27 protein-coding genes, 2 pseudogenes and 1 riboswitch are annotated in these 26,001 nt (G+C 73.9%); of the genes and pseudogenes, 13 read left to right on the top strand and 16 right to left on the bottom strand.

The features are described 5' to 3' along the window. Window positions 1-3 precede the first annotated feature (3 nt). Window positions 4-522: a DinB family protein gene (locus Drose_RS20005; RefSeq protein WP_260722816.1), complete on the bottom strand. Its 519-nt coding sequence runs from the start codon at window positions 520-522 to the stop codon at window positions 4-6. Window positions 523-677: 155 nt separating this feature from the next. Between Drose_RS20005 and pgm the strand changes: the two genes are divergently transcribed. Beyond that, window positions 678-2,312 carry a phosphoglucomutase (alpha-D-glucose-1,6-bisphosphate-dependent) gene (gene pgm / locus Drose_RS20000; RefSeq protein ID WP_260722815.1) on the top strand — a complete coding sequence of 545 codons (1,635 nt, stop codon included), beginning with the start codon at window positions 678-680 and terminating at the stop codon, window positions 2,310-2,312. 179 nt (window positions 2,313-2,491) lie between these two features. Here the strand turns inward: pgm and ptsP are convergent, their stop codons facing one another. Genes ptsP through Drose_RS19985 form a run of 3 tightly spaced genes read right to left on the bottom strand, consistent with a single transcriptional unit; the run spans window position 2,492 to window position 4,831 of the window. Beyond that, window positions 2,492-4,126, bottom strand: coding sequence for a phosphoenolpyruvate--protein phosphotransferase (ptsP, locus tag Drose_RS19995; RefSeq protein ID WP_260722814.1), 1,635 nt, complete (start codon window positions 4,124-4,126; stop codon window positions 2,492-2,494). Continuing rightward, the gene (locus Drose_RS19990; protein WP_260722813.1) at window positions 4,119-4,259 is read right to left on the bottom strand and encodes a hypothetical protein; all 141 of its coding nucleotides are present in this window, start codon (window positions 4,257-4,259) and stop codon (window positions 4,119-4,121) included. Before Drose_RS19990 ends, ptsP begins: the two co-directional genes overlap by 8 nt. Beyond that, window positions 4,256-4,831, bottom strand: a complete 576-nt coding sequence (locus Drose_RS19985) for a hypothetical protein (protein ID WP_260722812.1) — start codon at window positions 4,829-4,831, stop codon at window positions 4,256-4,258. The genes Drose_RS19990 and Drose_RS19985 overlap by 4 nt, the downstream gene beginning before the upstream one ends. Window positions 4,832-4,943: 112 nt before the next feature. Between Drose_RS19985 and Drose_RS19980 the strand changes: the two genes are divergently transcribed. Both Drose_RS19980 and Drose_RS19975 read left to right on the top strand, forming a co-directional pair. Then, window positions 4,944-6,101, top strand: coding sequence for a sensor histidine kinase (locus Drose_RS19980; protein ID WP_260722811.1), 1,158 nt, complete (start codon window positions 4,944-4,946; stop codon window positions 6,099-6,101). Between the two features lie 80 nt (window positions 6,102-6,181). Next, complete coding sequence (locus Drose_RS19975; protein WP_260722810.1) at window positions 6,182-6,856, top strand: response regulator; 675 nt, start codon at window positions 6,182-6,184, stop codon at window positions 6,854-6,856. 198 nt (window positions 6,857-7,054) lie between these two features. Here Drose_RS19975 and Drose_RS19970 read toward each other — a convergent pair whose 3' ends face one another. After that, the gene (locus Drose_RS19970) at window positions 7,055-8,623 is read right to left on the bottom strand and encodes a putative Ig domain-containing protein (RefSeq protein ID WP_260722809.1); all 1,569 of its coding nucleotides are present in this window, start codon (window positions 8,621-8,623) and stop codon (window positions 7,055-7,057) included. A gap of 155 nt (window positions 8,624-8,778) precedes the next feature. Further along, window positions 8,779-9,468, bottom strand: coding sequence for an RraA family protein (locus Drose_RS19965; protein ID WP_260722808.1), 690 nt, complete (start codon window positions 9,466-9,468; stop codon window positions 8,779-8,781). 161 nt (window positions 9,469-9,629) lie between these two features. On the opposite strand from Drose_RS19965, the gene Drose_RS19960 reads away from it, so the two are divergent. The 4 genes and pseudogenes from Drose_RS19960 (at window position 9,630) to Drose_RS19945 (ending at window position 11,515) form a co-directional block, all read left to right on the top strand. Next, window positions 9,630-10,049 (top strand): helix-turn-helix transcriptional regulator, encoded by a 420-nt coding sequence (locus Drose_RS19960; protein WP_260722807.1) that lies wholly within the window; start codon window positions 9,630-9,632, stop codon window positions 10,047-10,049. Window positions 10,050-10,059: 10 nt separating this feature from the next. Then, the gene (locus Drose_RS19955; RefSeq protein ID WP_260722806.1) at window positions 10,060-10,470 is read left to right on the top strand and encodes a VOC family protein; all 411 of its coding nucleotides are present in this window, start codon (window positions 10,060-10,062) and stop codon (window positions 10,468-10,470) included. 208 nt (window positions 10,471-10,678) lie between these two features. Continuing rightward, window positions 10,679-10,936 (top strand): annotated as a pseudogene (locus tag Drose_RS19950) (HD domain-containing protein); the annotation flags it as partial. A 159-nt stretch (window positions 10,937-11,095) separates the two neighbouring features. Continuing rightward, window positions 11,096-11,515 (top strand): DUF1810 domain-containing protein, encoded by a 420-nt coding sequence (locus tag Drose_RS19945; protein WP_260722805.1) that lies wholly within the window; start codon window positions 11,096-11,098, stop codon window positions 11,513-11,515. A gap of 102 nt (window positions 11,516-11,617) precedes the next feature. Here Drose_RS19945 and Drose_RS19940 read toward each other — a convergent pair whose 3' ends face one another. Further along, a complete protein-coding gene (locus Drose_RS19940; protein ID WP_260722804.1) occupies window positions 11,618-12,325 on the bottom strand; it encodes a laminin G domain-containing protein in 708 nt (235 codons plus the stop codon). 297 nt (window positions 12,326-12,622) lie between these two features. On the opposite strand from Drose_RS19940, the gene Drose_RS19935 reads away from it, so the two are divergent. Continuing rightward, window positions 12,623-12,916 carry an ArsR/SmtB family transcription factor gene (locus Drose_RS19935; RefSeq protein ID WP_260722803.1) on the top strand — a complete coding sequence of 98 codons (294 nt, stop codon included), beginning with the start codon at window positions 12,623-12,625 and terminating at the stop codon, window positions 12,914-12,916. A 209-nt stretch (window positions 12,917-13,125) separates the two neighbouring features. Next, window positions 13,126-13,770 carry a CG0192-related protein gene (locus Drose_RS19930; RefSeq protein ID WP_260722802.1) on the top strand — a complete coding sequence of 215 codons (645 nt, stop codon included), beginning with the start codon at window positions 13,126-13,128 and terminating at the stop codon, window positions 13,768-13,770. Between the two features lie 78 nt (window positions 13,771-13,848). On the opposite strand, the pseudogene Drose_RS19925 reads toward Drose_RS19930, so the two are convergent. The 6 genes and pseudogenes from Drose_RS19925 to Drose_RS19900 form a co-directional block, all read right to left on the bottom strand. Further along, window positions 13,849-14,064: pseudogene (locus Drose_RS19925) on the bottom strand (LexA family protein); the annotation flags it as partial. A gap of 259 nt (window positions 14,065-14,323) precedes the next feature. Beyond that, a complete protein-coding gene (locus Drose_RS19920; protein WP_260722801.1) occupies window positions 14,324-14,854 on the bottom strand; it encodes a phage tail protein in 531 nt (176 codons plus the stop codon). Next, window positions 14,851-15,354, bottom strand: a complete 504-nt coding sequence (locus Drose_RS19915) for a phage tail protein (RefSeq protein ID WP_260722800.1) — start codon at window positions 15,352-15,354, stop codon at window positions 14,851-14,853. The genes Drose_RS19920 and Drose_RS19915 overlap by 4 nt, the downstream gene beginning before the upstream one ends. Window positions 15,355-15,363: 9 nt before the next feature. Continuing rightward, on the bottom strand, window positions 15,364-15,882 hold the full coding sequence (locus tag Drose_RS19910; protein ID WP_260722799.1) for a phage tail protein: 519 nt from the start codon (window positions 15,880-15,882) through the stop codon (window positions 15,364-15,366). Then, on the bottom strand, window positions 15,879-16,661 hold the full coding sequence (locus Drose_RS19905; RefSeq protein WP_260722798.1) for a DUF6916 family protein: 783 nt from the start codon (window positions 16,659-16,661) through the stop codon (window positions 15,879-15,881). Before Drose_RS19905 ends, Drose_RS19910 begins: the two co-directional genes overlap by 4 nt. Further along, window positions 16,658-17,023 carry a DUF6916 family protein gene (locus Drose_RS19900; protein WP_260722797.1) on the bottom strand — a complete coding sequence of 122 codons (366 nt, stop codon included), beginning with the start codon at window positions 17,021-17,023 and terminating at the stop codon, window positions 16,658-16,660. The genes Drose_RS19905 and Drose_RS19900 overlap by 4 nt, the downstream gene beginning before the upstream one ends. Window positions 17,024-17,135: 112 nt before the next feature. On the opposite strand from Drose_RS19900, the gene Drose_RS19895 reads away from it, so the two are divergent. Next, window positions 17,136-20,621, top strand: a complete 3,486-nt coding sequence (locus Drose_RS19895; protein WP_260722796.1) for a fibronectin type III domain-containing protein — start codon at window positions 17,136-17,138, stop codon at window positions 20,619-20,621. Between the two features lie 40 nt (window positions 20,622-20,661). Here the strand turns inward: Drose_RS19895 and Drose_RS19890 are convergent, their stop codons facing one another. Next, a complete protein-coding gene (locus Drose_RS19890; RefSeq protein WP_260722795.1) occupies window positions 20,662-21,054 on the bottom strand; it encodes a DUF4111 domain-containing protein in 393 nt (130 codons plus the stop codon). A gap of 225 nt (window positions 21,055-21,279) precedes the next feature. After that, window positions 21,280-21,347: riboswitch (guanidine-III (ykkC-III) riboswitch) on the top strand. Window positions 21,348-21,360: 13 nt separating this feature from the next. Here Drose_RS19890 and Drose_RS19885 point away from each other — a divergent pair. Then, a complete protein-coding gene (locus Drose_RS19885) occupies window positions 21,361-21,627 on the top strand; it encodes a CBU_0592 family membrane protein (protein WP_260722794.1) in 267 nt (88 codons plus the stop codon). Between the two features lie 76 nt (window positions 21,628-21,703). Here Drose_RS19885 and Drose_RS19880 read toward each other — a convergent pair whose 3' ends face one another. After that, a complete protein-coding gene (locus tag Drose_RS19880) occupies window positions 21,704-21,931 on the bottom strand; it encodes a hypothetical protein (protein WP_260722793.1) in 228 nt (75 codons plus the stop codon). Between the two features lie 322 nt (window positions 21,932-22,253). On the opposite strand from Drose_RS19880, the gene Drose_RS19875 reads away from it, so the two are divergent. Both Drose_RS19875 and Drose_RS19870 read left to right on the top strand, forming a co-directional pair. Next, the gene (locus tag Drose_RS19875) at window positions 22,254-23,153 is read left to right on the top strand and encodes an OmpA/MotB family protein (RefSeq protein ID WP_260722792.1); all 900 of its coding nucleotides are present in this window, start codon (window positions 22,254-22,256) and stop codon (window positions 23,151-23,153) included. 13 nt (window positions 23,154-23,166) lie between these two features. After that, entirely contained in the window at window positions 23,167-23,622 is a 456-nt protein-coding gene (locus tag Drose_RS19870; protein ID WP_260722791.1) for a flagellar basal body-associated FliL family protein, read from the top strand. A 166-nt stretch (window positions 23,623-23,788) separates the two neighbouring features. On the opposite strand, the gene fusA is transcribed toward Drose_RS19870, so the two are convergent. Beyond that, entirely contained in the window at window positions 23,789-25,816 is a 2,028-nt protein-coding gene (fusA, locus tag Drose_RS19865) for an elongation factor G (RefSeq protein ID WP_260722790.1), read from the bottom strand. Window positions 25,817-26,001 lie beyond the last annotated feature (185 nt).

The following is a 26,001-nucleotide window of genomic DNA, read 5'->3' as shown; positions in this document are numbered from 1 at the left end:
CCCTCAGCCGGTCTCGCCGTCGATCCGCTGACGCAGCAGGTCGGCGTGGCCGTTGTGCCGGGCGTACTCCTGGATGAGGTGCAGGTACACCGCGCGCAGTGACATCGGGCCGCGCTGCGGGTCCTCGAAGGCGTCGTCGAGCGCCGCCGACGTCACCGCCGCGCGTGCGGACCGCCACTCGGCGATCAGCCGGTCGTAGTCCTGCTCGGCGGCCGCCGGGTCGGCCTCGTCAAACGCGGCGTCCTTCGCGTCGTCGCGGCGGTAGAGGTACGGCACCGGCTCGCCGCGGAACCGGCGGTGGAACCACTCGCGCTCAACGTCGGTCACGTGCCGGACCAGGCCCAGCAGCGAGAGCGTCGACGGCGGTGTCGAGCGCCGGGCCAGTTCCTCGCCGGTCAGGCCGGTGCACTTGCCGGCGAGCACGGCGCGCTGCCAGTCGAGAAAGCCCTCGAGCAGGGTGCGCTCGTCGGCGACGAGCGACCCGCCGAAGGGCGGGGGCGGTGGCGCGGTCCACGACGTCATACCGTGGATCGTCGCAAAGTTCGGGCCGTGGCGACCACCCGGGCCGACCGGCGGCACGCTCGTGCCGAGCGCTGCGGCGAGTTGTTCCGGTGATACCCCCGCCTGATGCCCCCGTCCTGTCGCAGCGCCGGGACGGGCATGGCAACGTAGGCGGTATGTCCGTCCATCCCCGCGCGGGGCAACCGGCGCAGCGCGCCGACCTCGTCGACGTACCACACCTCATCACCAGCTACTACGCCGAGCACCCGGATCCGGCCGACCCGGCCCAGCAGGTCGCGTTCGGCACCTCGGGCCACCGCGGGTCGAGCCTGCGCCGCTCGTTCAACGAGGACCATATCGTCGCCGTCAGCCAGGCGATCTGTGAGTACCGCGAGCACCAGGGGTACCGTGGCCCCCTCTTCGTCAGCAAGGACACCCATGCGCTGTCGGAGCCCGCGACCGTCAGCGCGCTGGAGGTGTTCGCCGCCAACGGGGTGACCGTGCTGATCGACAGCCGCGACGGATACACGCCCACGCCCGCCCTGTCCCACGCGATCCTCACCAACCGGCACCGGGGCGCCGACGGGGTGGTGGTGACCCCGTCGCACAACCCGCCGGCGGACGGCGGCTTCAAGTACAACCCGCCGCACGGCGGCCCCGCCGACACCGACGCGACGAAGTGGATCCAGGACCGCGCCAACGCGCTGCTGGCCGACGGTCTGCGCGGGGTGCGCCGGATCCCGTACGCGCGGGCGCTCGCCGCCGGCACCACCGAGCGGTTCGACTTCGTCGGCGCCTACGTCGACGACCTGCCATCCGTGATCGACATCGAGGCGATCCGGGCCGCCGGGGTGCGCATCGGCGCCGACCCGCTCGGCGGGGCGAGCGTGGCGTACTGGGCGGAGATCGCCGACCGGCACAAGCTGGACCTCACCGTGGTCAACCCGGTGGTCGACCCGACGTTCGGGTTCATGACGCTGGACTGGGACGGCCGGATCCGGATGGACTGCTCCTCGCCCTACGCGATGGCCTCGCTCATCGGCAAGCGCGCCGACTACCAGGTCGCCACCGGCAACGACGCCGACGCCGACCGGCACGGCATCGTCACGCCCGACGCCGGGCTGATGAACCCGAACCACTTCCTCGCCGTCGCCATCGACTACCTGTACCGCCAGCGGGACGGCTGGCCGGCCGGCACCGCGATCGGCAAGACGCTCGTCTCCTCGTCGATGATCGACCGGGTCGCCGAGGACCTCGGCCGCACCCTGATCGAGGTGCCGGTCGGGTTCAAGTGGTTCGTGCCCGGCCTGCTCGACGGGTCGGTCGGGTTCGGCGGCGAGGAGAGCGCGGGGGCGTCGTTCCTGCGCCGCGACGGCTCGGTGTGGACCACCGACAAGGACGGCATCCTGCTGTGCCTGCTCGCCTCCGAGATCGTCGCCACGACCGGCCGCTCCCCCAGCGAGCACTACGGCGACCTGGTCGCCCGGCACGGCGCGCCCGCCTACGCCCGGGTCGACGTGGCGTCGACCCGCGAGGAGAAGGTCGTGCTCGGCAGGCTCTCCCCGGAGCAGGTCACGGCGACCGAGCTGGCCGGCGAGCCGATCACCGCGAAGCTCACCGCCGCGCCGGGCAACGGCGCCGCGATCGGCGGCCTCAAGGTGGTGACGGCGTCGGGCTGGTTCGCCGCCCGTCCGTCGGGCACGGAGGACGTCTACAAGGTCTACGCCGAGTCGTTCCAGGGCCCGGAGCACTTGGCGCGCATCCAGGAGGAGGCCCGCGGCGTGGTGTCCGCGGCCCTGCGGTCCGCCTGAGCACACGTTCCCGGGATGACCGACCTGCGGGTCGAGGGCGGTCGGCCGCCAACCCCGGTGTTGCGCTACTGGACGGTGACGCACGGTCGTGCGGGTGGCACCTGGCCGCTCGTTGGTCGGCGCCGGGCCCGGGACGGCGCGTTCCGGCCCGGGCGACTCCACGATCATGGGCGTCCGGGTCAGGCCCGGCGGGCCGCCGCCCTTGCCGCCTTCGCAGTGTCCGCCGCCAGTGCCGCCTCCGCCATCCGGCGGCACTCGTCCAGCGTGTGCGCCGCTAGTGACTGGCGCACCGCGGGAATGCTCCTCGGTGCCATCGAGAGGCTTGCGATGCCGAGCCCAGCCAGTACCAACGCGAAGTGGGGATCCGCCGCGGACTCTCCGCAGACGCCGACCGGCTTGCCCGCCCCGGCGCCCGCGGTGGCGCATGCCGCGATCAGGGAGATCAGTGCCGGCTGCCAGGGGTCGAGCAGCTCGGCGAGGTCGCCGCACGTGCGGTCGGCCGCGAACGTGTACTGGCTCAGGTCGTTGGTCCCGACGCTCAGGAAGTCCACGCCCCGCAGGACGGCGCCGGCCCGCAGCGCCGCCGCGGGGACCTCGATCATCACGCCCGCCGTGCGCAGGCCGGCGGACCGGCACGACGCCGCGAAGTCCGCCGCCTCCGCCGGCGTGGCCACCATCGGCGCCATCACCCACACGTCCGCCGAGGTCCCCTCGGCCGCCTCCGCGATCGCGGACAACTGGGTCGACAACACGTCGGGCGCCTGTCGTGCCGCCCGCAGGCCACGGATGCCGAGGGCCGGGTTGGGCTCGCCGGCCAGGCGCAGGAACGGTAGCGGCTTGTCGGCGCCCGCGTCGAGGGTACGGACGACGACCCTGCGGCCGGGCAGGGCGGCGAAGACGGAGCGGTAGGCCGCCACCTGCTCCGCGCGCGGCGGCGGCGCGGTCCGGCCGAGGTACAGCAGCTCGGTGCGGAACAGCCCGACGCCCTCGACGTCGCCGGTGAGGTCCTTCGCCGACCCGATGTTGGCCAGCAGCGCCACGGGATGCCCGTCGGCGGTGCGGCCCGGGCCGGTCGAGGCGGCGCGGCGCGTCCGGGCGGCGACCTCGGCCGTGTTGACCCCGCCGGCGGTGCCGGCGCTGATGCCGGTCTCGACGGCGCCGGCCGCGCCGTCGAGGCTGACCAGCGTGCCGTCGGGCAGGTCGAGGATGCCCGCGCAGCGGACCACGGCCGGGATGCCGAGGGCGCGGGCCAGGATGGCCGTGTGGCTGGTCGGGCCGCCCTCGGCGGTGACCAGGCCGAGGACCGTGGCGGGGTCGAGGCCGGCGGTGTCGGCCGGCGCGAGGTCGCGGGCGACGAGCACGAACGGGTGGCCGGGGTCGGGCACGCCCGGCATGGGCAGACCCAGGCAGGCGGCGACGATCCGGTCCCGCAGGTCGTCGAGGTCGCCGGCCCGTTCGGCGAGGTAGCCGCCGGCGGCCTCGAACGCGGCGCGGTGCACGGCGAGGGCGTCGGTGACGGCGTGCGGCGCGGCGGCACCGGCGTCGACGAGCTCGAGCACCGCGCCGACGAGGGTCTCGTCCTCGGCCATGAGCACCTGGGCGCGCAGCACTTCGGCCGCGGCCTCGTCGCGGGCGGCGTCGGCGCGCCGGGTGAGGTCGGTGGCGACGGACGCGACCGCGGCCCGGAACGCCGCCTTCTCGTCCGCCGCGCGGATCACCGCCGGGCGCGGCGGGAGAGCCGGCGGCGGGGCCAGCCGGCGGACCGGACCCGCCGCGCTGCCCGGGCTGACACCGATCCCCCGCAGCTCAGGCATCGTCCGCGTCCAGGTCGTGCTCGAGGAGGTCGGCGAGCTCGTCGGTCAGGCCGGCCATCTCGACCCGGCCCTGCGCCCGGGCGATGCGGAGGATCTCCCGCTGCCGCTCTTCGGCGTGCATGATGTGCTTCACCGCTGTTTCGTTTTGCTTTGTTTACGCCCATTTGTGCGGGGCGTCAAGAGGTGCTCCACAGAAACCCACACGGGCCAACCGACAAGCCACACCACCAGTACCAAGCTGAGGAAACCCTCCATACCGCGCAGGGCTGCGGTGCGGGCCGGGTCGTCGACCCACCAGATCGCCGTCTGCAGCAGCCCGCACGCGACCGCCCAGGCCAGCAGCACCTTGAACCACTCGCGCCACTCGTGCCGCACCCGCTCCGGGCCTTTCTTCGGCACCTTGTGCGGCGGTGGCCCGCCCGCGAAGCGGTGCGCGAAGCGCACGTCGGCCCAGCGGATCACGGAGTGCCCGAAGGCCACCGAGAAGCCCAGGTACGCGGCGGCGAGCGCGTGCGCCTGACCGGCCGTCCCGCCGGCGCGCAGGTCGGCGGTGCCGACCGCGAGCAGCACGACGTCGACGAGCGGGGTGGACGCGAGCAGCACCGCACCCGTCCTGCGTAGCTTGAGGGGATATCGTGCGACAAGCCCGGCGGCCAGCAGCACCCAGAAAGCGATCTCACCCGCGACGATGACTCCGACAACCATGCGTTCCAGCGTCGATGCCCCGGCGCGGGCAAACCTCGGCAGCGATGACGAAACCGGCCGTACATCCTTCGTCGCATACCCTTCCGAACCCGCGGATGGTGGAATCGGAGCCGTGAAAGGCCGGGCCGTCGACCTCGTCCTCGCCGGCGGCACGTTCGCCGCGGGCCTGCTGATGTTCGCCATCGGGCAGTACCACGCGGCGTTCGGCGCGCTGCCGCACGCGGTCCTGCTGGTGCCGCTCGCCGTGTGCAGCGGCGCGCTGCTGCTGCGCCGCACCGCGCCCGTGGCCTCGGTGCTCGTCGGCACCGCCGCGCTCGCCGCCGACGTGGTCCTCGGGCCGTCGCTGGCCACGCCGCTGGTCTACACCCAGGTCCTCTACGACGCCTGCACGCACGGTCGCGCGGCCCTGACCCGCGTGCTGCTGGCCGTCTCGGTCGTCGGCTGCGTGGTCACCGGCGCGGTCGCGCTCGTGCTCGACCCCCACGTGCGCAGCCTCAGCCTCGCGGTGATCCTCGCGCTCGTCACGGTCGTGCCCGTCCTCACCGGCATCCACGTGCGGCACCACCGCGACCAGGCCACCGCGGCGCGGCAGTTGGCCCGCCTCGCCGAGGCCGACCGGGCCAACGCGGTCGCCGCGGAGCGCGCCCGCATGGCGCGGGAGCTGCACGACGCCATCGCCAACCACCTCAGCGCCGTCGCGATCCACGCGACCGCGGCCCTGAGCACCGACCTCGGCGCCGACGGCACGCGGCAGGCGCTCACCGTGATCCGGGAGAACAGCGTGCGGGGCCTTGCAGAGATGCGCGAGATGATCGGCTATCTCCGCGACCCGGCCCAGGCCGACGACCCGTCCGTGGCCGGCCTGTCCGCCCTGGACGACCTGGTGGCGAGGGCACGGCGCGCCGGTCTGGCGGTGGATCTGACAGTACGGGGTGAGCCCGCCGAACTGCCGGCCGGCGTGGACCGGGCGGCATACCGGATCCTGCAGGAGTCGCTCACCAACGCGCTGAAGCACGGCGACGGCGGCCGGGTGGGGCTCGACCTCGAATACACCCCGTCCGCCGTCGGCCTGCGCGTCACCTCCACCCCGGCCCGCGCACCGGCGCCGGTGGACGGGGCCGGCTCGGGCGTGGTCGGCATGCAGGAGCGGGCCGCGCTGCTGGGCGGTTCCCTGGAGGCCGGCCCGTCCGGCGACCAGTGGCTGGTCTCCGCCCACCTGCCCCTGCTCCCGGCGCCAGCAGCGGTCCGAAGCGCAGCGGAGGGCGAATGAGCGGTCCGGAGCGCAGCGGAGGGACCGCTCATCATGAGCACAGTGTGGAGCTCAGGCGGCCGGAGCGCAGCGGAGGGCGAATGAGCGGAATCGTCGCACCGATCCGGGTGCTGGTCGCGGACGACCAGGCCGCGGTCCGCGCCGGGCTGGTGCTCATCCTCCACGCCGCGCCCGGTGTCGAGGTCGTCGCGGAGGCCGCCGACGGTGCCGAGGCGGTCGAGCGGGCCCTCGAACTGCGCCCCGACGTCGTGGTCATGGACCTGCGGATGCCCCGGGTCGACGGCATCACCGCCACCCGGCGGCTGGTCGCGGCCGGCGTCACCGGGGTGCTCGTGCTGACCACGTTCGATCTCGACGAGTACCTCTTCGGCGCCCTCCGCGCCGGTGCCGCCGGCTTCCTGCTCAAGGACGCCGACGCCGCCGACCTGGTCGAGGCCGTCCGGACGGTCGCGCGCGGCGACGGCATCGTGGCGCCGGCGGTCACCCGCCGGGTCCTCGCCGCGTTCGCCCGGTCGGCACCCGCGGCGCAGGACACCGTCTCGCCCGCGGACCTCGCGGCCCTGACCGAGCGCGAGCGGGAGGTGCTCGACTGCCTCGGGGCCGGCCTGTCCAACGCGGAGATCGCCGACCGGCTGGGCATCGCCGAGGCGACCACGAAGACCCACGTCAGCCGGATCCTCGCCAAGCTCAACCTGCGCAGCCGGGTCCAGGCGGCGATCGCCGCGCGCGCGGCGGGTGACCATCTGGACACGTGACCCTTCCGACGCGCCTCCGCACGGGGCGGTCGGTCGAAGGTTGCGGGCCTTCACCGGCGAGCGTCGCCGGCCGGCACGCGTTGCGCCGCGATCCGCCGCCGTGCCGCGGCCGGGCGACCGCACCGCCGCCGGTCCCGTGACCGCGGTCTTGCCGCGATCACGGGACCGGCGGGGCTCGACGCTCCGGTGCCAGCTACGTCAGCTCACGGTCACCGCCAGGTCGTCCAGGACGAAGGTGGTCTGCAGCGAGGAGTCCTCGGTGCCGTTGAACTTCAGGGTCACCGTCTGGCCGGCGAACGCGTTCAGGCTGTAGGACTTCTGCACGTACCCGCTCGCCTTGTCCAGGTTCGACACCGTCGCCAGGGTCGTCGAGCCCGCCGTCACCGTCAGTTTGTCGTACGCCGTGGTGGTCGTCGTCTCGGCCGAGTCGACGTGCACCCAGAAGGTCAGCGTCGCGCCGCAGCCGGCGGGGATCGTCACCGCCTGCGACACCGACTCGGTGTGCGTCGAACCGTAGCCCAGCAGCCAGGCGCTGTACGTGCCGCCGTGCGCCGGCTGGCCCTGGCCGCCCCACTGCCCGATCGCCCCGGTGGTGCCGGACCACGACGCGGCGCCCGACTCGAAGCCGGGGTTGGCCAGCTTCTGCCCGGTGCACGTGCCGCCGCCCCCGCCGGTGACGGTCCAGGAGAAGCTCGCGGTGCCGGTCGCGCCGGTCGTGTCGCGGGCGGTGACGGTGCTGGTCGTCGTCTGCGCGGTGGTGGGCGTGCCGGAGATCAGGCCGGTGCTCGCGTTGATCGTCAGCCCGGCCGGCAGGCCGGTCGCCGAGTAGGTGAGCGTCTGGCCGGCGCCGGAGGAACTCGCCGAGATCTGCAGCTCCTTCGGCGTGCCGACGGTCGCGGCCTGGGCGCCCGGGTTGGTCACGGTGACGGTGTTGCCGCTGCCCGGCGGCTTGGTGAGCAGGCAGCCGGCGATCGACAGGTCGATGGTCCGGCCGGCGGTGAGGCAGGTGGTGAACCAGTACGTCTGCTCGCCGTACGACTGGCCCTGCCTGACCGTGACGTTGCCGTTGGCGTCGACCTCGCACGGGTTGTTGAGCGTGCAGCTCGCGCCGTCGTCGTTGCCGGTGTTGTTGATCCCGATGATCTGCCGGTCCGACGCGCGGACGATCGGCGAGCCCGATGTGCCGTGCGTGGTCTGGCAGCCGGTGTCGTACCGGATCGCGTCGTGGAACGTCCACTGGTCCTCGCGCAGGGTGGACACGAAGCCGTTGATCGAGCAGGTCCAGACCTGCTTCCAGTAGCTCGACGGGATGGTCATCGCGGTGCCGTCGGCCGGGTGGGTGTCGGCGATCGTCAGCGGGGCGGTGTTGTACTTCGACCTGATCGAGGCGAAGCTCTCGTTCAGGCGGTACAGCGCCACGTCGGTGTTGGTCATCGTGGCGTAGAGCAGCATGTCCGCGCGCACGGTGCCGAGCGCGGAGCCGGTGTCGCTGAGCAGGGTGCCGGTGCGGGTGCTGGCGCGGTTCTGCAGCACCTGCCCGGCGTTGATGAAGCCGCTCTCGTAGCAGTGGCCGTTGGTGAGCAGCATGGCCCGATCGGTGTCGGCCGAGTTCGGATACCGTACCAGCGAGCCCGAGCAGTTGTTCAGCGCGATGGTGGCGGCGAGCCCGGTGACCTGGACCGCGTGGGCCGGTGCCGGGCCGATGAGGACGCTCACGGCGGCGGCGAGGATGGCCGCGCCGATGGCGAGTGCCCGTCTTCTGCGCATGGGGGATCCCTTCTCCGGGTACGCGCGGGGCGGCGTGCACCGGTAGGAACACCTCGCCGCCCGTCGATGGATGATGGCACCATCACATCGACAGCCATGACCGTCAACGGCCGCCTACCCTTTGCCGGCCCCCACGGTTCGCCCGGACTCCCCCGCTACTCCTCGATCGCGCCGCCGATCCGGCGCAGGTGGTTGCGGAAGGTGTACGCCGGGTCGGTGGCCCGGCGGGCCAGGTAGTCGGCGAAGGCGGTCTGGTCGCGCAGGGTCCGCCCGGCCAGGATCCGCTGGGCCTGCTCGCGTTCGGTTCGGTGCACGGCGCGCGCGGTGGCCAGTACCGTCGCGGCGTGCGAAGCCGCGACGAACAGCACGCCGTCGTCGTCGGCGAACGCCAGGTCACCGGCGCCGACCAGGTGCGGGCCGAACCGCGCCGAGGTCAGCGCCTCCGGCTCGCGGTCGTCGACCCGCACCGGGCCGGCCGGGTTGCTGCCGTAGCTGAACACCGGCACACCGATCGCGGCCAGCTCGGGGGTGTCCCGGTGCAGGCCCCACACGACGAGCCCGGCGACGCCGGCGGCGGCCGCCTCGAGGACGGTCAGGTCGCCGACGCACGCCTCGTCGGTCCGGCCGCCGTTGTCGACGACGAGGACGTCGCCGGGCGCGGCGCCGCCGTACGCCTCGAGGAAGACGTCGACACTGCCGTAGTGCCGCGCGGGCAGGACCCGGCCGGCGAGCCGGTGCCCGCGCACGACCGGCGCGACACCCGGCGGCGCGACCCGTAGCGGCACCCCGTGACGCACGCAGGCGTCGGCGATCAGTGGTGTGGACAGCTCCTCGAACTCGATCACCCCGGCATCATGCACCCGGCGCCGAGGTGTGCGGTGCGGCCAATCCGGATCCGGTGGCCGGCGGAGCCGGAACTCGCGGTGCGGGGACCGCGGCGCCGCCGGCCGGGAGCGCCCGGCCCGCAGCGCTTCGGCGCCGGCGGGCCGTGTGGGATGCTGGCGTGGTGACCCCGGAGGACCTCAAACACCTGCGCCGGGCGCGCGACCTGATCGACCGCGAGTATGCGCGCCCGCTCGACGTGCCCGTGATGGCCCGCACCGCGCTGATGTCCCCGGGCCACTTCTCCCGGCAGTTCCGCGCGGTCTACGGCGAGACCCCGTATTCCTACCTGATGACCCGGCGGATCGAGCGCGCCAAGGCGCTGCTGCGGCGGGGCGACCTGTCCGTCACCGAGGTCTGCATGGCGGTCGGCGCCACCTCGCTCGGCTCGTTCAGCGCCCGGTTCACCGAACTGGTCGGGGAGAGCCCGAGCGCGTACCGCGCGCGCAACCACAGCGCGCTCGCGGTCGTCCCGGCGTGCTGGGTCAAACTCGTCAGCAGACCCAGCCGGAACAAGGCGACTCGGATCGACCCGGCCCCGTAGCCTTCGAGGCATGGAGCTGACACTGCACTACACCTTTCTGGAGGTCGACGACCACGACGCGGCGATCGCCTTCTACTGTGACACCCTGGGCCTCGAGGTGCGCCAGGACGTCACGATGGAGTCCGCGCGCTGGCTGACGGTGGGGCCGAAGCACCAGCCCGATCTCGGCATCGTCCTGCAGTCCGCCGGTGCGGGCCGGTCGCCGGAGGACGCGCAGACGATCAAGGCGCTGCTCGCGAAGGGTTCGCTGGGCGGCCTGGTCTTCGCGACCGACGACCTGGACGCGCTGTTCGAGAAGGTCGCGGCGAGCGGGGCCGAGGTGCTCCAAGAGCCGATGGACCAGCCGTACGGGCTGCGGGACTGCGCGTTCCGCGACCCCTCCGGCAACATGGTGCGGTGCAACCAGAAGGCGAAGGACTGATCCCACCGCTGTCCCGCGGGTCGCGGCGCGCAGCACCGGGCCGACGGCGTTGGTCTGCGTCAGGTGGGTGAGCTCGTTGGCGTCGCGCTCCTCGACCCGCGCCTCGGCGCCGGCCGCCCCGCACCTCCGGGGTGACCACCGGCCCGTCGCGCACGGGCGGCGCCGGCGCAGTTGTGACCGCCTTGCCGAGATCCGCTATACGTTGAGGATGGATTTCCCGTCGTACCTCGCCACGATGCCGATGCACGCGATCACGGAGATCTACGGGGAGGCCGGGCTGCGCGAACGGTTCCGCCTGGAGATCGAGCGCTTCGACGAGGCGTCCCGGCAGCGTCTCGGCGACGCGCTCACGCTCGCCGCCGACCTGCATCGCGACGACCGGCGGGTCCGCGAGCCGTACCTCAACCACCTGCTGCGGGTCGCGATCCGCATCACGCACCACTACGAGGTCGACGACGTCGACGTCCCGCCTGGTGAAGCAGCACATCTTCCGCCAGCTCGACCTGGCCGAGGAGCGGTTCGCGGCGATCCTCGGCCCGGTCCCGGACGCAGCCGGTTGATCACCCGCGCCGGCGTCGGGGTTCGGGGCCGGCCGGGGCGCAGCCGCCTGACGTAGGGTCGGGTCATGGACGATCCGTACCGGCTGTTCCGCTTCGTCGAAGCCCAGGACGGCGTCTACCCGCGGGTCGTCGCCGAGCTGCGGGTGGGCCGGAAGAGCAGCCACTGGATGTGGTTCGTGTTCCCGCAGATCGCCGGGCTCGGGCACAGCGCGACCGCGCGGCGCTACGCCGTCACGTCGCTCGACGAGGCCCGCGCCTACCTGCGGCACCCGGTGCTCGGCCCGCGGCTCGTGGAGTGCGCCGGGCTGCTGCTGGCCGGCACCGAGCACAGCGCCGCGCAGATCCTGGGTGCCGTCGACGCGATGAAGTTACGGTCCTCCATGACGCTGTTCCACCGGGCACAGCCGGACCAGCCGGTGTTCCACCGCGTGCTGGACCGCTTCTTCGACGGTGCCGAGGACGCCGAGACCCTCCGCCGGCTGTAGCTGCGGGCTCGCCGCCGCGGCGCGTCGAGGCCGGTCCACACCGACCCGCTCCAGGTGGGCATCCGCCCGGGTGCCCACCACCCGGCGCCTCCAGGCCGGACGTCAGCCGGTCTCGATGGCGACGTAGTCGAGGTCGCCGAAGTAGTAGTCGCAGCCGACGTCGACCTGGTCGCAGCTCGTCTTGCCGCCGATGGAGACCGGCCAGGAGTTGGATATGGCGCCGGTGCGACCGGCGCGGCGGGCCACCGTCCGGCCGTCGACGGCGAGCGTCAGGCCCGACGCGGTGCGCTCGCAGCGGACCGTGTGCCAGCGGCCGTCGTTGATGGCCCGCGGCGCGGACACGATGACCGAGCCCGACGAGCCGCGGAACAGGCACTGGACCTTGCCGCTGGGAATCTGGAGCTTGAAGTTGCCGCCGGCGACGGTCGCCTGGCCCTTCTGGACGAGGTTGCCGAACTTCCCCGTCGTGCGCAGCCGCAGGGTCACCGCGTAGTCACGCGTGCCGGGGTCGAGGGCCGCGTTGTCGGGCACGGTCACCAGGTGCCGCGGATGCGGCGGCGGGGTGTCCGGTGCCAGGCGGCTGAAGTGGTACCCCGTCGCGCCGCCGGTCCGCACGCCGGTGGCGATCTCGCCGCCGATCGAGCCGTGCAGCCCGCGGCCGCCGCTGTCCACCATCGTCCGCGCGCCGGCGGACTCGTTCATCTGCCACACGGCCACCGCGTTTCGTGCTGCGGCACCGGCCGTCGTCGCCGTTCCCGCCACCACCGCCGCCACCGTCGAGACGACGACGAACGAACGACCACCGCGCATGGGGTCCCCCAAGATACTCCACGTCCACTCCGGACGAACCGATCGTAATCGCCCAGACCGGGATACATGGTATTGATCGACGAGGTCCGCGGCGTGTCCGACGAGTTCGCCACCCGGGTGGACCGGGGACGGCGCGCTCCAGCCCGGGCAACTTCATGATCATGGCAAAGATCTGGCAATCGGGGCAGCCACGTCGTTCCCATGATCATGGGATCGAGCGGCACGGCGGCGGATCGAGCCGGAACGCGCGCCGGCCGGACCTGGTAGGCAAGTGACTACTTGCATACACTCGGGGCCGTGGAGAACGGTGACGTGTTCAAGGCGATCGCCGACCCGACCCGCCGGAAGATCCTCGACGAGCTGACCGAGCGCGACGGCCAGACCCTGTTCGAGATCTGCTCGCGCCTGACCATGAAGCACCGGATCACGTCGTCACGGCAGGCGATCTCGCAGCACCTGGAGCTGCTGGAGGCCGCCGGGCTGGTCGTGTCGCGGCGGGAGGGCCGCTACAAGTTCCATTCCGTCAACCCGGCGCCGCTCGAGCAGATCGTCGAACGGTGGCTCAACCGCCCGGCCGGGGAGTCCCGGTGAGCCGTCAGCCGCAAGAGATCCCGGAGCCGCCGGCTTCACCGCGCACCCGGCGTCGTTCGCGGTGAAGCCGCACCGGGACCTGATCCACCTCGCGGCGCGGCCGACATCGCAGGAGGCGGCCGGCCTTCGTGATCGGCGAACTCCGACACACCTGCTTCGCGAGCACCTCGCCGGCCGAGGCGGGCGGCGGCGCCCCTAGGATGCACCGCATGGCATTGCTGCACCGGGCTGAGCTGGCTCCCTCGAAACTGGAGCTGCTGGCAGGCTGGCTGCCCGCCCAGGGTTGGTACGGTGGCCGCGACACCGACGCCCTGGCCCGCGTGGCGGCGTTCCGGCTCGACGACCCCGCCGGCGAGGTGGGCATCGAGACCATGCTGGTGGGCATCGGCGACGGCGCGGTCTTCCAGGTCCCGCTCACGTATCGCGGCACCCCGCTCGCCGCCGCCGAGCCGTGGCTCATCGGCACGGTGGACCATTCGGTGCTGGGCAAGCGCTGGGTGTACGACGCCTGCGGAGACCCCGTCTACGCCACCGTCCTGGCGAGCGCGATGCTGGGCGACACCCGCCAAGCGGTGGAGTATCTTGAGGTGGACGGCCAGCTACAGCCGCGCGAGGCCAGCATGACGGTCTCCTCCCCCGGCGGCCCCGGCCTGCCCGCCGGCGCTGTCCGCCGGGTCGTCGACGGCGATCCGACGCTGATCGAAACCGACACGGTGACCCTGGCCGTGGTGCGCGCCCTGGCCCTGGCCGACGGCACAGCGGCGCCAACCAGGCCGTCGGGCCGGGCAAGCCTGACGGGTGCCTGGGCCGGCCAGTCCACACCGGTGCCGCTGGCGCACGCCTTGCCGCGCTGACACCCCGATCCGCTCATCCGGCCCTGTCCGACGCCGGCGGTGCGCCGGGAGGCCACCCAACGAACGGACGCCGGGGTGCTACATGCGCCGCAAAATGCACACCACCTTGCCGAGGACGACCGCGTCGTCGGCGGGAATCACGTCGTACGCGGTGTTGCGCGGCACCAGCTCCACGTGGCCGTCACGGGTGCGGTACACCTTCACGGTCGCCTCGCCGTCGAGCATCGCCGCCACGATGTCGCCGTTCTCGGCGACCGACTGCTGTCGCACGACCACGAGGTCGCCGTCGCAGACCCGAGGGTGGACTCGACGTCGAGGTCACGTTTCGATGAGACGCTCCACACGAATCGCGGCTGACGGCGGCGCCACCAGGACGGACCGGGCTCGCTCGGTTTCGCCTGCCAGCAGCGGTCATCGCCGGTGGCGTCGGCCGCTGCTCACCGCACACGCACCGGCCGGCGGTGAGACCGGCGCCACCGCCGCCCGCGCCGCGGCCACGGACGCTGCGGTCACCGGCGCCGCGGTCACGGCGCCACCGCCACCGGCGCCGCGGTCATGGGCGCTGCGGGAAGAGGCCGCTCAGCGCGATGATGAAGTTCACCACGAGGTACGGCGGCAGGTTGTTGTGCGGCTGCCCGTTGCCGGCCGGGGTGAGTGCCGCCGGGTGCATCGTGGTGCTGTCGGGCGCGCCCCCGTAGTTGTGGTCGTCCACGCGGCCCAGGCCGGCCTCCGCCCACGACGCCGCCGCCGGGCTGTTGCGGTCGCCGCGCACGGGCGCGCCGGTCGCGGTATGGGTGTGCGACGGCAGTTCGGCGACGGTCAGCGTGACCGTCGCCGTGCCGCCGCTCTGCCCGAGGGTGTACGGGCCGAGCCCAGGGCCCTGCCCGGCCGCGACGGGGGCGGCGCCGCGCAGGTCGGGCAGGGCGAACGTGGTGTGGCCGTCGCCGCCGAACATGGTGCCGATGATCGAGAACAGCACGGTGTTCTGGACGATGGGCAGCACCTGGCCGTCGCACAGCGCCCAGGAGTTCGGCGCGAAGCTCCCCGCGAACATGCGGATCTCGCCGATGTACGGCTCGGTCATGGGGACTCCTGGGGCCGGGACGGGAAGATGCCCTGTAGCGCGATCACGAAGTTGACCGTGAGGAAGGGCGGCATGTTCTCGTGCGGCTGGCCGTTGCCCACGACGGCGACGGACGCCGCCGCCATGTGCGTGTCGGGGCCCGGCGCGTAGCCGCCCGGCATCGGCGCCCAGACGGTGCCGGTCGGTGTGGGCTGCCCGCCGGTCGCCGTCGCCCGGGGCACGTGCGTGTGCACGGGCAGCTCCGTGAGGCCCAGCGCGTGCGTCTCCGCGCCGCCGGTCTGGCCGAGGCTGTAGGCCGTGCCGACGTGGACCGGCCGGCGTCCGCGCAGGTCGGGCAGGGCGAACGTGGTCTGCCCGTTGCCGCCGTAGGTGATGCCCAGGATCGAGAACAGTGCGGCGTTCTGCGTGATCGGCAGGAGCTGGCCGTCGCACAGCGCCCAGTACCGCGGTGGGAAGCCGAACGCCATCATCCGGATCTCGCCGATGTACGGCTCGGTCATGCGCCGCTCCTATGGCTGGGACGGGTAGATGCCGTCGGTGGCGATGATGAAGGTGACCGTCACGTACGGCGCGAGGTTGTCGTGGGGCAGGCCGCCACCGGCGGGCGCGAGCGCGGCCGGGTGCATCGGCACCCGGGTCGCCGGGCCGGCCGCGTAGGGCGTGTTCGGCCAGGTCGCCCAGACCGCGTCCGCCGGGCCGTCCAGCGTGCCGCTCGCCGTGGCGGCGGCGGGTTGATGGGTGTGCGGAGGCAGGTCGGCGGTCGTCAGCGTGACCGTCTCGGCGCCGCCGGACTCGCCGAGGACGCGGCCGGTGCGGCCGGGACCGGTGCCCTGGTGCACCGGCACCCGGCCGCGCAGGTCGGGCAGGGCGAAGGTGGACTGGCCGTCGCCGCCGTAGGTGGTGCCGATGAGGCTGAAGAGCACCTCGTGTTCGGGGATCGCGATGAGACTGCCGTCGCAGGTCAGCCAGCCGACGGGCGCGTACGCCCCGCCGAACATGCGGATCTCGCCGACGAACGCGTCGCTCATGGCGCCGGCTCCGCCGCCGGCCGGGCCGCCCGGGTGAACGTGGCCGTGAGGGCCAGCCCTTCCGCGGTACGGGCGGTCGGCACCACGAACAGGTCGAGCGCGCCGAGCGCGGGGTGCACGAACCGGTACGTGCCCTGCTCGACCGTCGCGTCCCCGGGCACCCGGAGGGTGACGCCGAAGTGTTCGTAGCCCCCGGCGTACGACACGCCGGTGCAGGCGGCGAGCAGCGCCGGCAGGCCGCCGAGGGTCCCCGCGGTGCCGGCGGCGGCCTGCCACCGGGCGTGCCCCGGCGGGTCCCAGCGCAGCGCGAGGCGGTGCTCGTCGCCGCCGTCCGCCCGGAAGCCGAGGCGCCGGTACAGGCGCAGCGCCCGGCCGGTGCGCAGCACGCGCAACTCGACGGGGACGTCGAGGGCGGCGGCCTCGGCCTGCAGCCCGCGCAGCAGCGCGCCGCCCAGGCCCGCGCCGCGCCGGTCCGGCAGCAGCGCGATGTCGAGCACGGTGAACGCGCCGGACCCGCGGTCGACGTAGAGCCGGCCGACGGGAACGCCGCCGGCCTCCACGATGCCGTCGGTGGCGTGCGGCCAGACGGTGCGGTAATGGCGGCGCTGCGCGTCGAACTGGATGGTCAGGAAGGCGTCCACCTGGGCCGGCGACCAGCCGAACGCCGCGGCCTCCTCGGCGCGCGCGGCGGCGTGGACGGTGCGCAGGAACGGCTCGTCGGCCGGGGTCGCCGGACGGACCCGGGCCGGCGCGGCCGGGACGGTGGCCGTGGCCGTCATGCGGCCGCCCGGTTCACGACGGCCTCGAGCCGGCCGGGCATCGGACCGACCGGGGCGAGGAACAGCTCGACGGCGTCCAAGGCCGGGTGGTGCAGCCGGTAGACGCCCTGCGGCACCGGCCGGGCGGCGGCGAACCGCAGCGCGAACCTGTGTTCGGCGCCCGGCGCCGCGATCAGAGTCGCCGTGTGCCGGGCGCCGGACCGGCGGGCCGGCTCCAGCTCGAACGCCGTGCCGACCAGCGGCGCGAACCTGTCCCGGGTGAGCGGCCGGTCGGGTGCGGCGGACGCGGCGAGCGGTGGGGCGGCACCGGTGAGGCCGGCCGCGGCGACGCCGGCGATGAGGGTCTGTCGGCGGGACAGCACTGAAACTCCCGGACACATGAGAGAACTACTGAGTGTCCGTACGTTAACACTCAGCGTAATCATCTGGAGTAGATTCAGACGGTCGCATGCGTTTGGGAAAGCTGGGTTGCCGATGACTTCCAGGGTCGAGCCGCGGGTGAGGGCCGGCGTCACGCGGGCGGGAGTGTCCCTGGCGCTCGCCGCGCTGTGCGGGCCGGCGCTCGCCGTCACCGCGATCGCGGGGCCGGCGTACGCCGCCACACTCGCGGTGACCACGCCGCAGGACACCGACGACCTCGGTGCCTGCGCCGACCCGGCGATCACCACCGGCACCGGGGCCGACGGCGAGCTGTCGCTGCGTGAGGCGCTGTGCCGCGCCCGCAACGCCGGCACCGGCACGGTCACGGTGCCCGCCGGCACGTACGTGCTGAGCCTGGGCGCGCTCGTCGTCGACGGCGGCGCCGGTCCGGTCGACGTGACGGTGACCGGGGCGGGTGCCGGTTCGACCATCGTGGACGGTGCGGCCGCGGACCGGGTGTTCGACCTCGACCCGTCCGAGTCCGGTGGCGTGCACGTGACGATGTCCGGGCTGACCGTGCGCAACGGCCGCCCGGCCGACGGCTACGGCGGTGGCGGCATCCTCGCCGGCGCGCCGGACGCCGGCAGCCCCGACACGCTGACCCTGTCCGACTGCCGGATCACCGGCAACGTCAACGACGCGGCCACGGCCCGCACCAACGCCCCCGGCGGCGGCGTGGCGATGGCCGGCGGCAGCCTCACCGTCGACAACTGCGTCATCAGCGGCAACAGTGCCGGCAGCAGCGCCGGCGGCGGCGTGTACTTCTCCGCCCAGCACGCCACCGACGACCTGCGCATCGACGACAGCGTGTTCGACGGCAACACGATGGCCAACACCAGCGCCACCGGCCCGGGCGCCGCGCCCAACGGCGGGGCCGGGCTCGCCATGCGCGCCGACATCCCGGGCGGCACGATGTCGGTCAGCGACACGACCTTCGACGGCAACACCGCGACCGGCAGCGGCACCGGCGCCGACGCGCGCGGCGGCGCCGTCTACGTGCACTCCGGCGCACCCGTCGTCACCCGGTCCGTCTTCACCGGCAACAGCGTCTCCGGCAGCGGCGGCGCACAGGCCCTCGGCGGCGCGCTCTACGTGGCCGGCGCCGCCACCGTCACCGGCAGCCGGATCACGGGCAACAGCGGCGGCGCCGTCCACCACGCCGGTGGCGGCACGCTCACCGCGACCCGCAACTGGTGGGGCTGCAACGCCGGCCCGGGCAACGCCGGCTGCGACACCACCACCGGCGACGGCACCCTCACCACCGCGCCGCACCTGCGGCTCACCGTCGCGGTCGAGCCCGCCTCGGTCGTCGACGGCGCCACCGCCACGGCGACCGCCGGCTTCCGCACCGACTCCGCCGGCGCCGACGTCCCCGCCGCCCAGCTCGGCGCGGTCGCCGGCCTGCCGGTGACCTGGTCGGCGACCGGCGGCACGCTGTCCGCCGAGCAGGGCACGATCCAGGCCGGCCAGGGCACGGCGACCGCTACGTACACGGCCACGGCCGTCGGCGCCGGCTCGGTCCGGGCCGTCGTCGACGGACAGGAACAGACCGGGCCGGTCGACGTCACCACCCCGCAGACCCCGCCGACCCCGCCGGACGCCCCGGCGATCGGCGCCGGCGCCGTCCACGGCCCCGGGTCCGTCGAGGTCGGCTGGACCCCGCCCGCCGGCGCCGTGGACAGCTATCGCGTGTACGTCTCCGACGGCGGCCCGTACACGGCGGTCGGCGCCGGCACCTGCGCGAGCGCGCCGGCCACCGGCCCGTGCACCGTCACCGGCCTCACGCCCGGCGTCGAGTACACCTTCACCGTCTCCGCCGTCGCCGGCGGCCTCGAGGGCCCGCGGTCGGCGCCCACCGCACCGGTCACCGCGATCACCACCCCGGCGGCGCCCGGCGCTCCCACCGCGACGGTGAACGGGGACCGGTCGGTGCGCCTGGCCTGGACGCCGCCCGCGCCACCGGTCACCGGCTACCGGGTCGAGGCCGCCACCGGCGACGGCCCCTTCACCGCCGTCACCGACGGGGACTGCGCCGCCGCGGCGGCCCCGGAGTGCACGATCACCGGGCTGACCGCCGGCACGTCGTACCGGTTCCGCGTCACCGCCCGCAACGCCGCCGGAGACGGTGCCGCCTCGGCCCCGTCGGCCGCCGTGGTCGCCGTGGCGGCGCCGGACGCGCCGGTGATCGGCACCGTGACCGTCACCGGCGACCGGACCGTCACCGTGCCGTGGACCGCGCCGAGCGGTGGCGCCGACGCGTACCGCGTGGCCGTGGCGACCGGCGGCCCGTACTCCCCCGTCACCGCCGGCACCTGCGCGAGCGCGCCGGCCACCGGCCCGTGCACCGTCACCGGCCTGACCGCCGGCACCCGGTACACCTTCACCGTGACGGCGATCCGCGGCGGCGTCGAGGGGGCGACGTCCGGCCCGTCGAACGCCGTGACGGCCCTCGCCACGCCCGGTGCGCCGGTGGTCGGCGGCGCGACCCCGGCCGACCGGAGCGCCGTCGTCACCTGGTCGGCACCGGACCCGGCGGCGGGCGTCACCGGCTACACCGCGACCGCCCGGCCCGGCGGACAGTCCTGCGAGGCCACCGGCGCCGGCGCGACCACCTGTACGATCACCGGGCTCGCCAACGGCACCGCGTACAGCGTGACGGTGACCGCCCACTCGCCCGCCGGCGACTCCGCGGCGGGCGGCCCGGCGGCGGTCACACCCGGCGTCGCGCCCGGCGCGCCGACCGGCGTCACCGCCGTGGCCGGCGTCGCCTCGATCAAGGTATCCTGGACCGCGCCGGCGCCCGGCTCGGGCATCGCCGGCTACCTCGTCACCGAGACACCCGGCCCGGCCACCTGCACGACCGGCAGCGCCACCGACACCGGTTGCGTGCTCGGCGCCGAGGGCGGCACGACCTACACCGTCACGGTCGTCGCGAAGGGCGTCCACGGCGGCGACTCCGCGCCCAGCCAGCCGTCGGCCGCGGTGCGGCCGACGACGCCGGAGCCGCCCGCGACCCCGCCGGACACCGACCTCACCCTGATCACCGACCAGGGGCCGATCAGCAGCGTCGCGCCGGGCCAGAGTCTGGTCGTCTCCGGGACCGGGTTCGCCCCGCACTCGACGGTGACCATCACCGTCTACTCCGACCCGGCGGTGCTGGCCACGGTCACCACCGACGGCGCCGGGAACTTCTCCACGCCCGTCACCGTCCCGGGCGGCCTGCCGACCGGGCAGCACACGTTCGTCGCCCTCGGCGTCGACCCGGCCGGCGTGCCCCACTCGCTCAAGCTGGCCCTGACCGTCCCGGCCGCGAACACGCCGCCGGCCACCGTGCCGGGCGGCGACACACTGCCGGTCACCGGCACCGGCGTCGCGCTGATGGTCGTCGCCGGGCTGTCGCTGATGGTGACCGGCGCGGCGCTGCGCTCGGCGGGCCGGTCACCGGACGGCCGCGTCGTGCTGTCCGCACCGGCCGCGCCGGTGTCGTTCACCGCCGTCCCCGCGGGCGGTCCGGGCGCCGCCGCGCCGGAGCAGCCATAGACCCAGGTCACCGGCCGAGCCGGCCGGAGGCGCGCCGTCGTCACGAACCGCTGATCCGCCCCAGCACGTGGTCGAGGAACGCGCGGGCCCGCGGGGCGTCGATGCGCGGGCCGGCGGCCCGGTCCCGGGCGTGGCTGGCGAGCGCCTCCGCGATCACCTCGCGGTGGGCGGGCGCGTGGCCCAGGGCCCAGGCGCCCGCGTCCGGCTTGGACGCCCAGGAGCCCAGGGCGTGGCACCGCAGGGCACGGCAGGCGTTGAGGACCGCGTTGTCGCCGCCGGGACCGGCCTGCGCCGCCACCGACGACACGACCACGGGCAGCAGCGTCCCGTAGGGCGTCCGGGGGACGAGCGAACCGGCCGGGTAGACACCGACGAGCCGGTCGCCGAGCAGCCCGCGCAGCGTGCCGACGACGGCGTCGAGGTAGGCCTTCACCGGGCCGCTCCCGCGACGGCGACGCGGTCGAGCCACTCGCCCGCCTCGGCGATCCGGCGGACCCGCCCGGTGAGTGGCGCGGCGGCGACGATCCGGTCGCGGGTGCCGTCCACGGTGGCGACGATAACAGGATCTTGTCAGCGGCTTCGCCATGCCGGCGCCACGGTGGTGGTGACCCGCATGACCATCCGCGCCCGACCGGTCCGGAGTGTGCGAAGGTGGAGCGGTGTCGGCGTGCACCTGCGCCGTCCCGGACGAGTCACGTCGTACCCGGCCCGACAAGACGGCGTGTGCGGGAGTGCTGTCATGGGTCAGTTGATCCAGGTCGCCGGGTCGCTGTGTGTCCTGGTGCCGTTCGTCCTCGTCCAGCTCGACCGGCTGCGGCCGGAGGCGCGCCTCTACGCGGTGCTGAACCTCGTCGGCTCGTCCGTGCTCGCCGTCGACGCGGCGCGCAGTCACCAGTGGGGCTTCCTGCTGCTGGAGGGCGTGTGGGCCGTGGTCTCACTGCGGTCCCTGCGCCGGGCGACGGCCGCGCGTGCGGTGGAAGCCGACCCGGACAACGCCGAGCGGTAACCGGCGCCGGAGCGGCACACGCACGACGGTGTGCCGGGCCGGGCGAGAGCCTGACCCGGGCCACCGTGCGGGCGGGCTACTTCTTCTTGCCCTTCTTCGCCGTGTGTTCCGCTGGCCCACGCGCGTTCCGCCGCCATGCCGCCCGACCCCCATGATCGTGGGAAAGATGTGGCTGCCCCGACAGCCAGATCTTCCCCACGATCGAGGGGTCGAGCGGTATAGCGTCGGGGTGGTCGGCGGCGTCGTCGAGCGCGCCGCGCAGCCGGGACAGGCCGGCGGCGATGTCGCTGGCGATCGGCGGCACGCCGCGCGGCGGCCGGACCGAGATCCACCGCTGGAGGACCTCGTGGTCCGGCAGGCCGGTCAGGTGCCGCAGTGCCGCACGGGGAGAGTCGACCCAGCGGAAGGTGGGTCGGGGACGGGAGTGCCGCGCGTAGATCCGGGTGATGCTGGATTCGGCGGCGGCGCGGTCGGCGGGGTCGGTGGCTGCCGCCGGGCGCCGCGAAGCAGAAGGAAGCCGCGTAGCCAGGACCTAACCGCGCTGCACCCCGCCGCAACTCACGCGTCGGCCGGTCGGGCCGATGTCCCCTCCGAGGACAGTACACACCCACGGAGGGGAGGCCGTCGTGAGCGGTGGCGGACACGCGGCCAAAGGCAGCGGACACAGCAAGCGCACCAAGCGCCACGAAGAAGAAGAACACGAGAACCACGAGCGGTGGCTGGTCTCCTACGCGGACATGATGACCCTGCTCATGGTCCTGTTCATCGTCCTGTTCGCAATCTCCCAGGTCGACCAGAAAAAATTCACCGAACTCAAAAACGGCCTCGCCGTCGGGTTCGGCAACCCCTCCGTCGCCTTCAACGGCGGCGAAAGCAACCTGATGGAATCCTCCGACAGCGACTCCCCCATGGACCTGTCCTCCGGCATCGGCGGCACCACCAGCGACGCCACCGCCATCCAGGACGCCGTCGCCGCCAAGGAACGCGCCCAAGCCTCCCAACGCCAAAGCGCCGCCCAGCGCGAAGTCCAGAACTTCGAGCAGATCAAACACCAGATCACCACGGAACTGACCCGCCAAGGCCTACAAGACCAGGTCCGCTACAGCATCGACGAACGCGGCCTCGTCGTCACCATCGTCACCACCGCCGTCGTCTTCGACGGCAACCAAGCACAACTGCTACCCACCGGCCAGCAGATCATCGCCGCGGTCGGACCCGCCATCGCCGCACTCCCCAACACGATCGAAGTCGACGGCCACACCAACCAACTCACCGCCGGCACCGGCACCTACCCCAGCGGCTGGGAACTGTCCACCGCCCGCGCCTCCACCGTCGTACGCCACCTACACACCGACGCCGGCATCCCCGAAACCCGCCTCCAAGCCACCGGATTCGCCGACACCAAACCCCTCTACCCCACCACCGACCCACGCGCCGCCGGCCTCAACCGCCGCGTCGAGATCATCGTCATGTCCAACCTGCCCGCCGACACCCGCGCCCTGCTGCCCTCGGCAGCCACCGACTGAGGGGAGCACCCACATGGCCAACACCGACAAGACCACCACGGACACCCCCAAACCGGGCCGCAAAAAGAAACTCGTCATGATCCTGGCCATCGCCCTGACCGCCCTCATCGGCGGCGGCGCCGGCGGCTACTTCATGTTCCGCCCCACCACCACCAAAGCCGAACCCGAACCCGAACCCGGCGCCGTCATCGTCCTCGACGCCGTCACCATCAACCTCGCCGACGGCCACTACCTCAAACTCAAACTCAGCCTCCAGGCCACCGCCGACGCCGGCGAAGCCCCCGACGGCTCCAAAGCCCTCGACATCGCCATCGCCCTCTACAGCAACCGCGACATGGCGGAGCTGATGTCGAACGGCGAGCGGGAGAAGTCGAAGCACGAGCTCAAGGAGAAGATCGTCAAGGCGTACACGGAGAAGAAGACCAAGCTCGTCATGGACGTGTACTTCACGACGTTCGTGATCCAGTGAGCCGGAGACGGGGCTCCGGCACGGGACCCGCGCACCGCGCCGGCGCGCCTGCCGATGCCCTCAGCAAGCCGGCCTTCGACGGACGGTGCGGTGCTGCGGGCAACACCGGGGCGGCCCGAAGGTGCCCCCTGCGCGACGACCCGCGAAAGGGGCACCTCGGCACCCGCTAGACCGGCACGCCGGACGGCACCGGCCGGTAGCCGGTGGGCCGGGTGGTGAACGTGCCCCGGCCCTGCGTCCGGCTGCGCAGGCGGGTCGCGTAGCCGAACAGCTCCGCGAGCGGCACCGTCGCCGTGACCACGACCGTGCCGCCGCGGACGGTGGAGCCGGTCACCCGGCCACGGCGCGCGGCGAGGTCGCCCAGCACGCCGCCGACCACGTCCTCCGGCACCGTCACGGTCGCCTCGACCACCGGCTCCAGCAGCACCGTCCGGGACTCCCGCAACGCCTGTTGGACGGCGAGCCGGCCGGCGGTGCGGAAGGCCAGCTCCGAGGAGTCCTTCGAGTGGGTGGCGCCGTCGGTCAGCGTCACCCGCACGCCGGTCACCGGGTGCCCGGCGATCGGGCCCGTCGTGAGCGCGTCCCGGCAGCCGGCCTCGACGGCGCGGACGTACTCCTTCGGCACCCGGCCACCGACCACAGTGGACTCGAACACGAAGTCCTCGTCGGACGGTGCCACGTCGATCAGGACGTGGGCGTACTGCCCCGCGCCGCCCTCCTGCTTGACGTGCCGGTACAGCAGGCCGGTCACGCCGCGGACGACGGCCTCCCGGTAGGCGACCTGCGGCCGGCCGGCGTTGACCTCGAGGCCGTGGTGCGTCTGGCGGATCTTCTCCACCGCAACCTCCAGGTGCAGCTCACCCATGCCCGACAGCACGGTCTGGCCGGTCTCGGGGTCGCCGCGCACGACGAGCGACGGGTCCTCCTCGACCAGCCGGGCGAGCGCGCCGGCGAGCCGGTCGGCGTCGGTGCGGGTGCGCGCCTCCACCGCCACGGACACGACGGGCGTCGCGGCCGAGGGCGGTTCCAGCACCAGCGGCGCGTCGGGTGCGCACAGTGTGGCGCCGGTACGGGCGTGCTTGAGCCCCACCACCGCCACGATGTCACCGGCGGCGGCGTGGTCGAGCTCGGTGTGCCGGTCCGCCTGGACGTGCAGGATGCGGCTGACCCGTTCGGTACGGCGCGTGCCGGCGTCGGTCACCACCGCTCCCTTCCCGATCGTTCCCGAGTAGACCCGCAGGTACGTCAGCCGCCCGGTGGGCGCGGCGTGCACCTTGAACACCAGGGCCGCGAACGGCGCGGCCGGGTCGGCGGGCCGCTCCTGGACGGCGCCGTCCCACTCGCCGCGGACGGCGGGCACGTCGGCCGGCGACGGCAGATACGCGACGACGGCGTCGAGCAGCGGCTCGATGCCCTTGTCGCGGTACGCCGAGCCGCACAGCACGACGACGGCGGCACCGGCGAGGGTCAGCTCGCGCAGCGCCGCGCGCAGCGTCGCGTCGCCGAGGCGGCCGCTGTCGACGAACTCCTCCAGCGCGCCGGTGTGCAGTTCGGCGACCCGCTCCTCGAGGTCGCGCCGGGCGGCCACGGCCGCCGGGTCGCCGGTGGCGTCCGCGTCGGCGCGCCCCTGGCCGGACCAGGTGAGCGCGCGCATGCCGACGAGGTCGACGACGCCGCGGAAGCCGTCCTCGCGGCCGATCGGCCGCTGGACGACCAGCGGCGTCGCGTGGAGCCGGTCGCGGATCGAGGCGACGGCGGCGTCGAGGTCGGCGCCGGTGCGGTCGAGCTTGTTGACGAACGCGATCCGCGGCACCCCGTACCGGTCCGCCTGCCGCCACACCGACTCGCTCTGCGGCTCGACCCCGGCGACGCCGTCGAACACGGCGACCGCGCCGTCGAGGACGCGCAGGGACCGCTCGACCTCGTCGGCGAAGTCGACGTGGCCGGGCGTGTCGATGAGGTTGAGGAGGTGACCGTCCCAGGTGACGCTGACGGCCGCGGCGAAGATGGTGATGCCCCGGTCGCGCTCCTGCGCGTCGAAGTCGGTGACGGTGGTGCCGTCGTGGACCTCGCCCTGCTTGTAGGTGGCGCCGGCCGCGAAGAGGATGCGTTCGGTGGTGGTGGTCTTGCCCGCGTCGACGTGGGCGAGGATGCCGATGTTGCGGATGCGGCGGAGGTTTCGGTCGGTGCGCACGGTCCGGGAGCCCCTTCAGGGAGTTCTTGTCGGAGGACAGCGCGATTGCGCCCGCGACGGCGGGTCGTGAGCCCGATGGGTCAGGCGGCCGTCACGGACGTCCCGGTGCCGCCGCGCGTGCGGGCACCGGGAGCGACCGAGACACGAGGATCACCTCGAACTGCGAGCGGGGAACGACGACAACG

It is taken from the genome of Dactylosporangium roseum (assembly GCF_025264685.1).
GTDB classification, from domain to species: Bacteria; Actinomycetota; Actinomycetes; order Mycobacteriales; family Micromonosporaceae; genus Dactylosporangium; species Dactylosporangium roseum.
The sequence above is the reverse complement of the archived record's forward strand: the minus strand, read 5'-3'. Positions and strand labels throughout refer to the sequence as shown.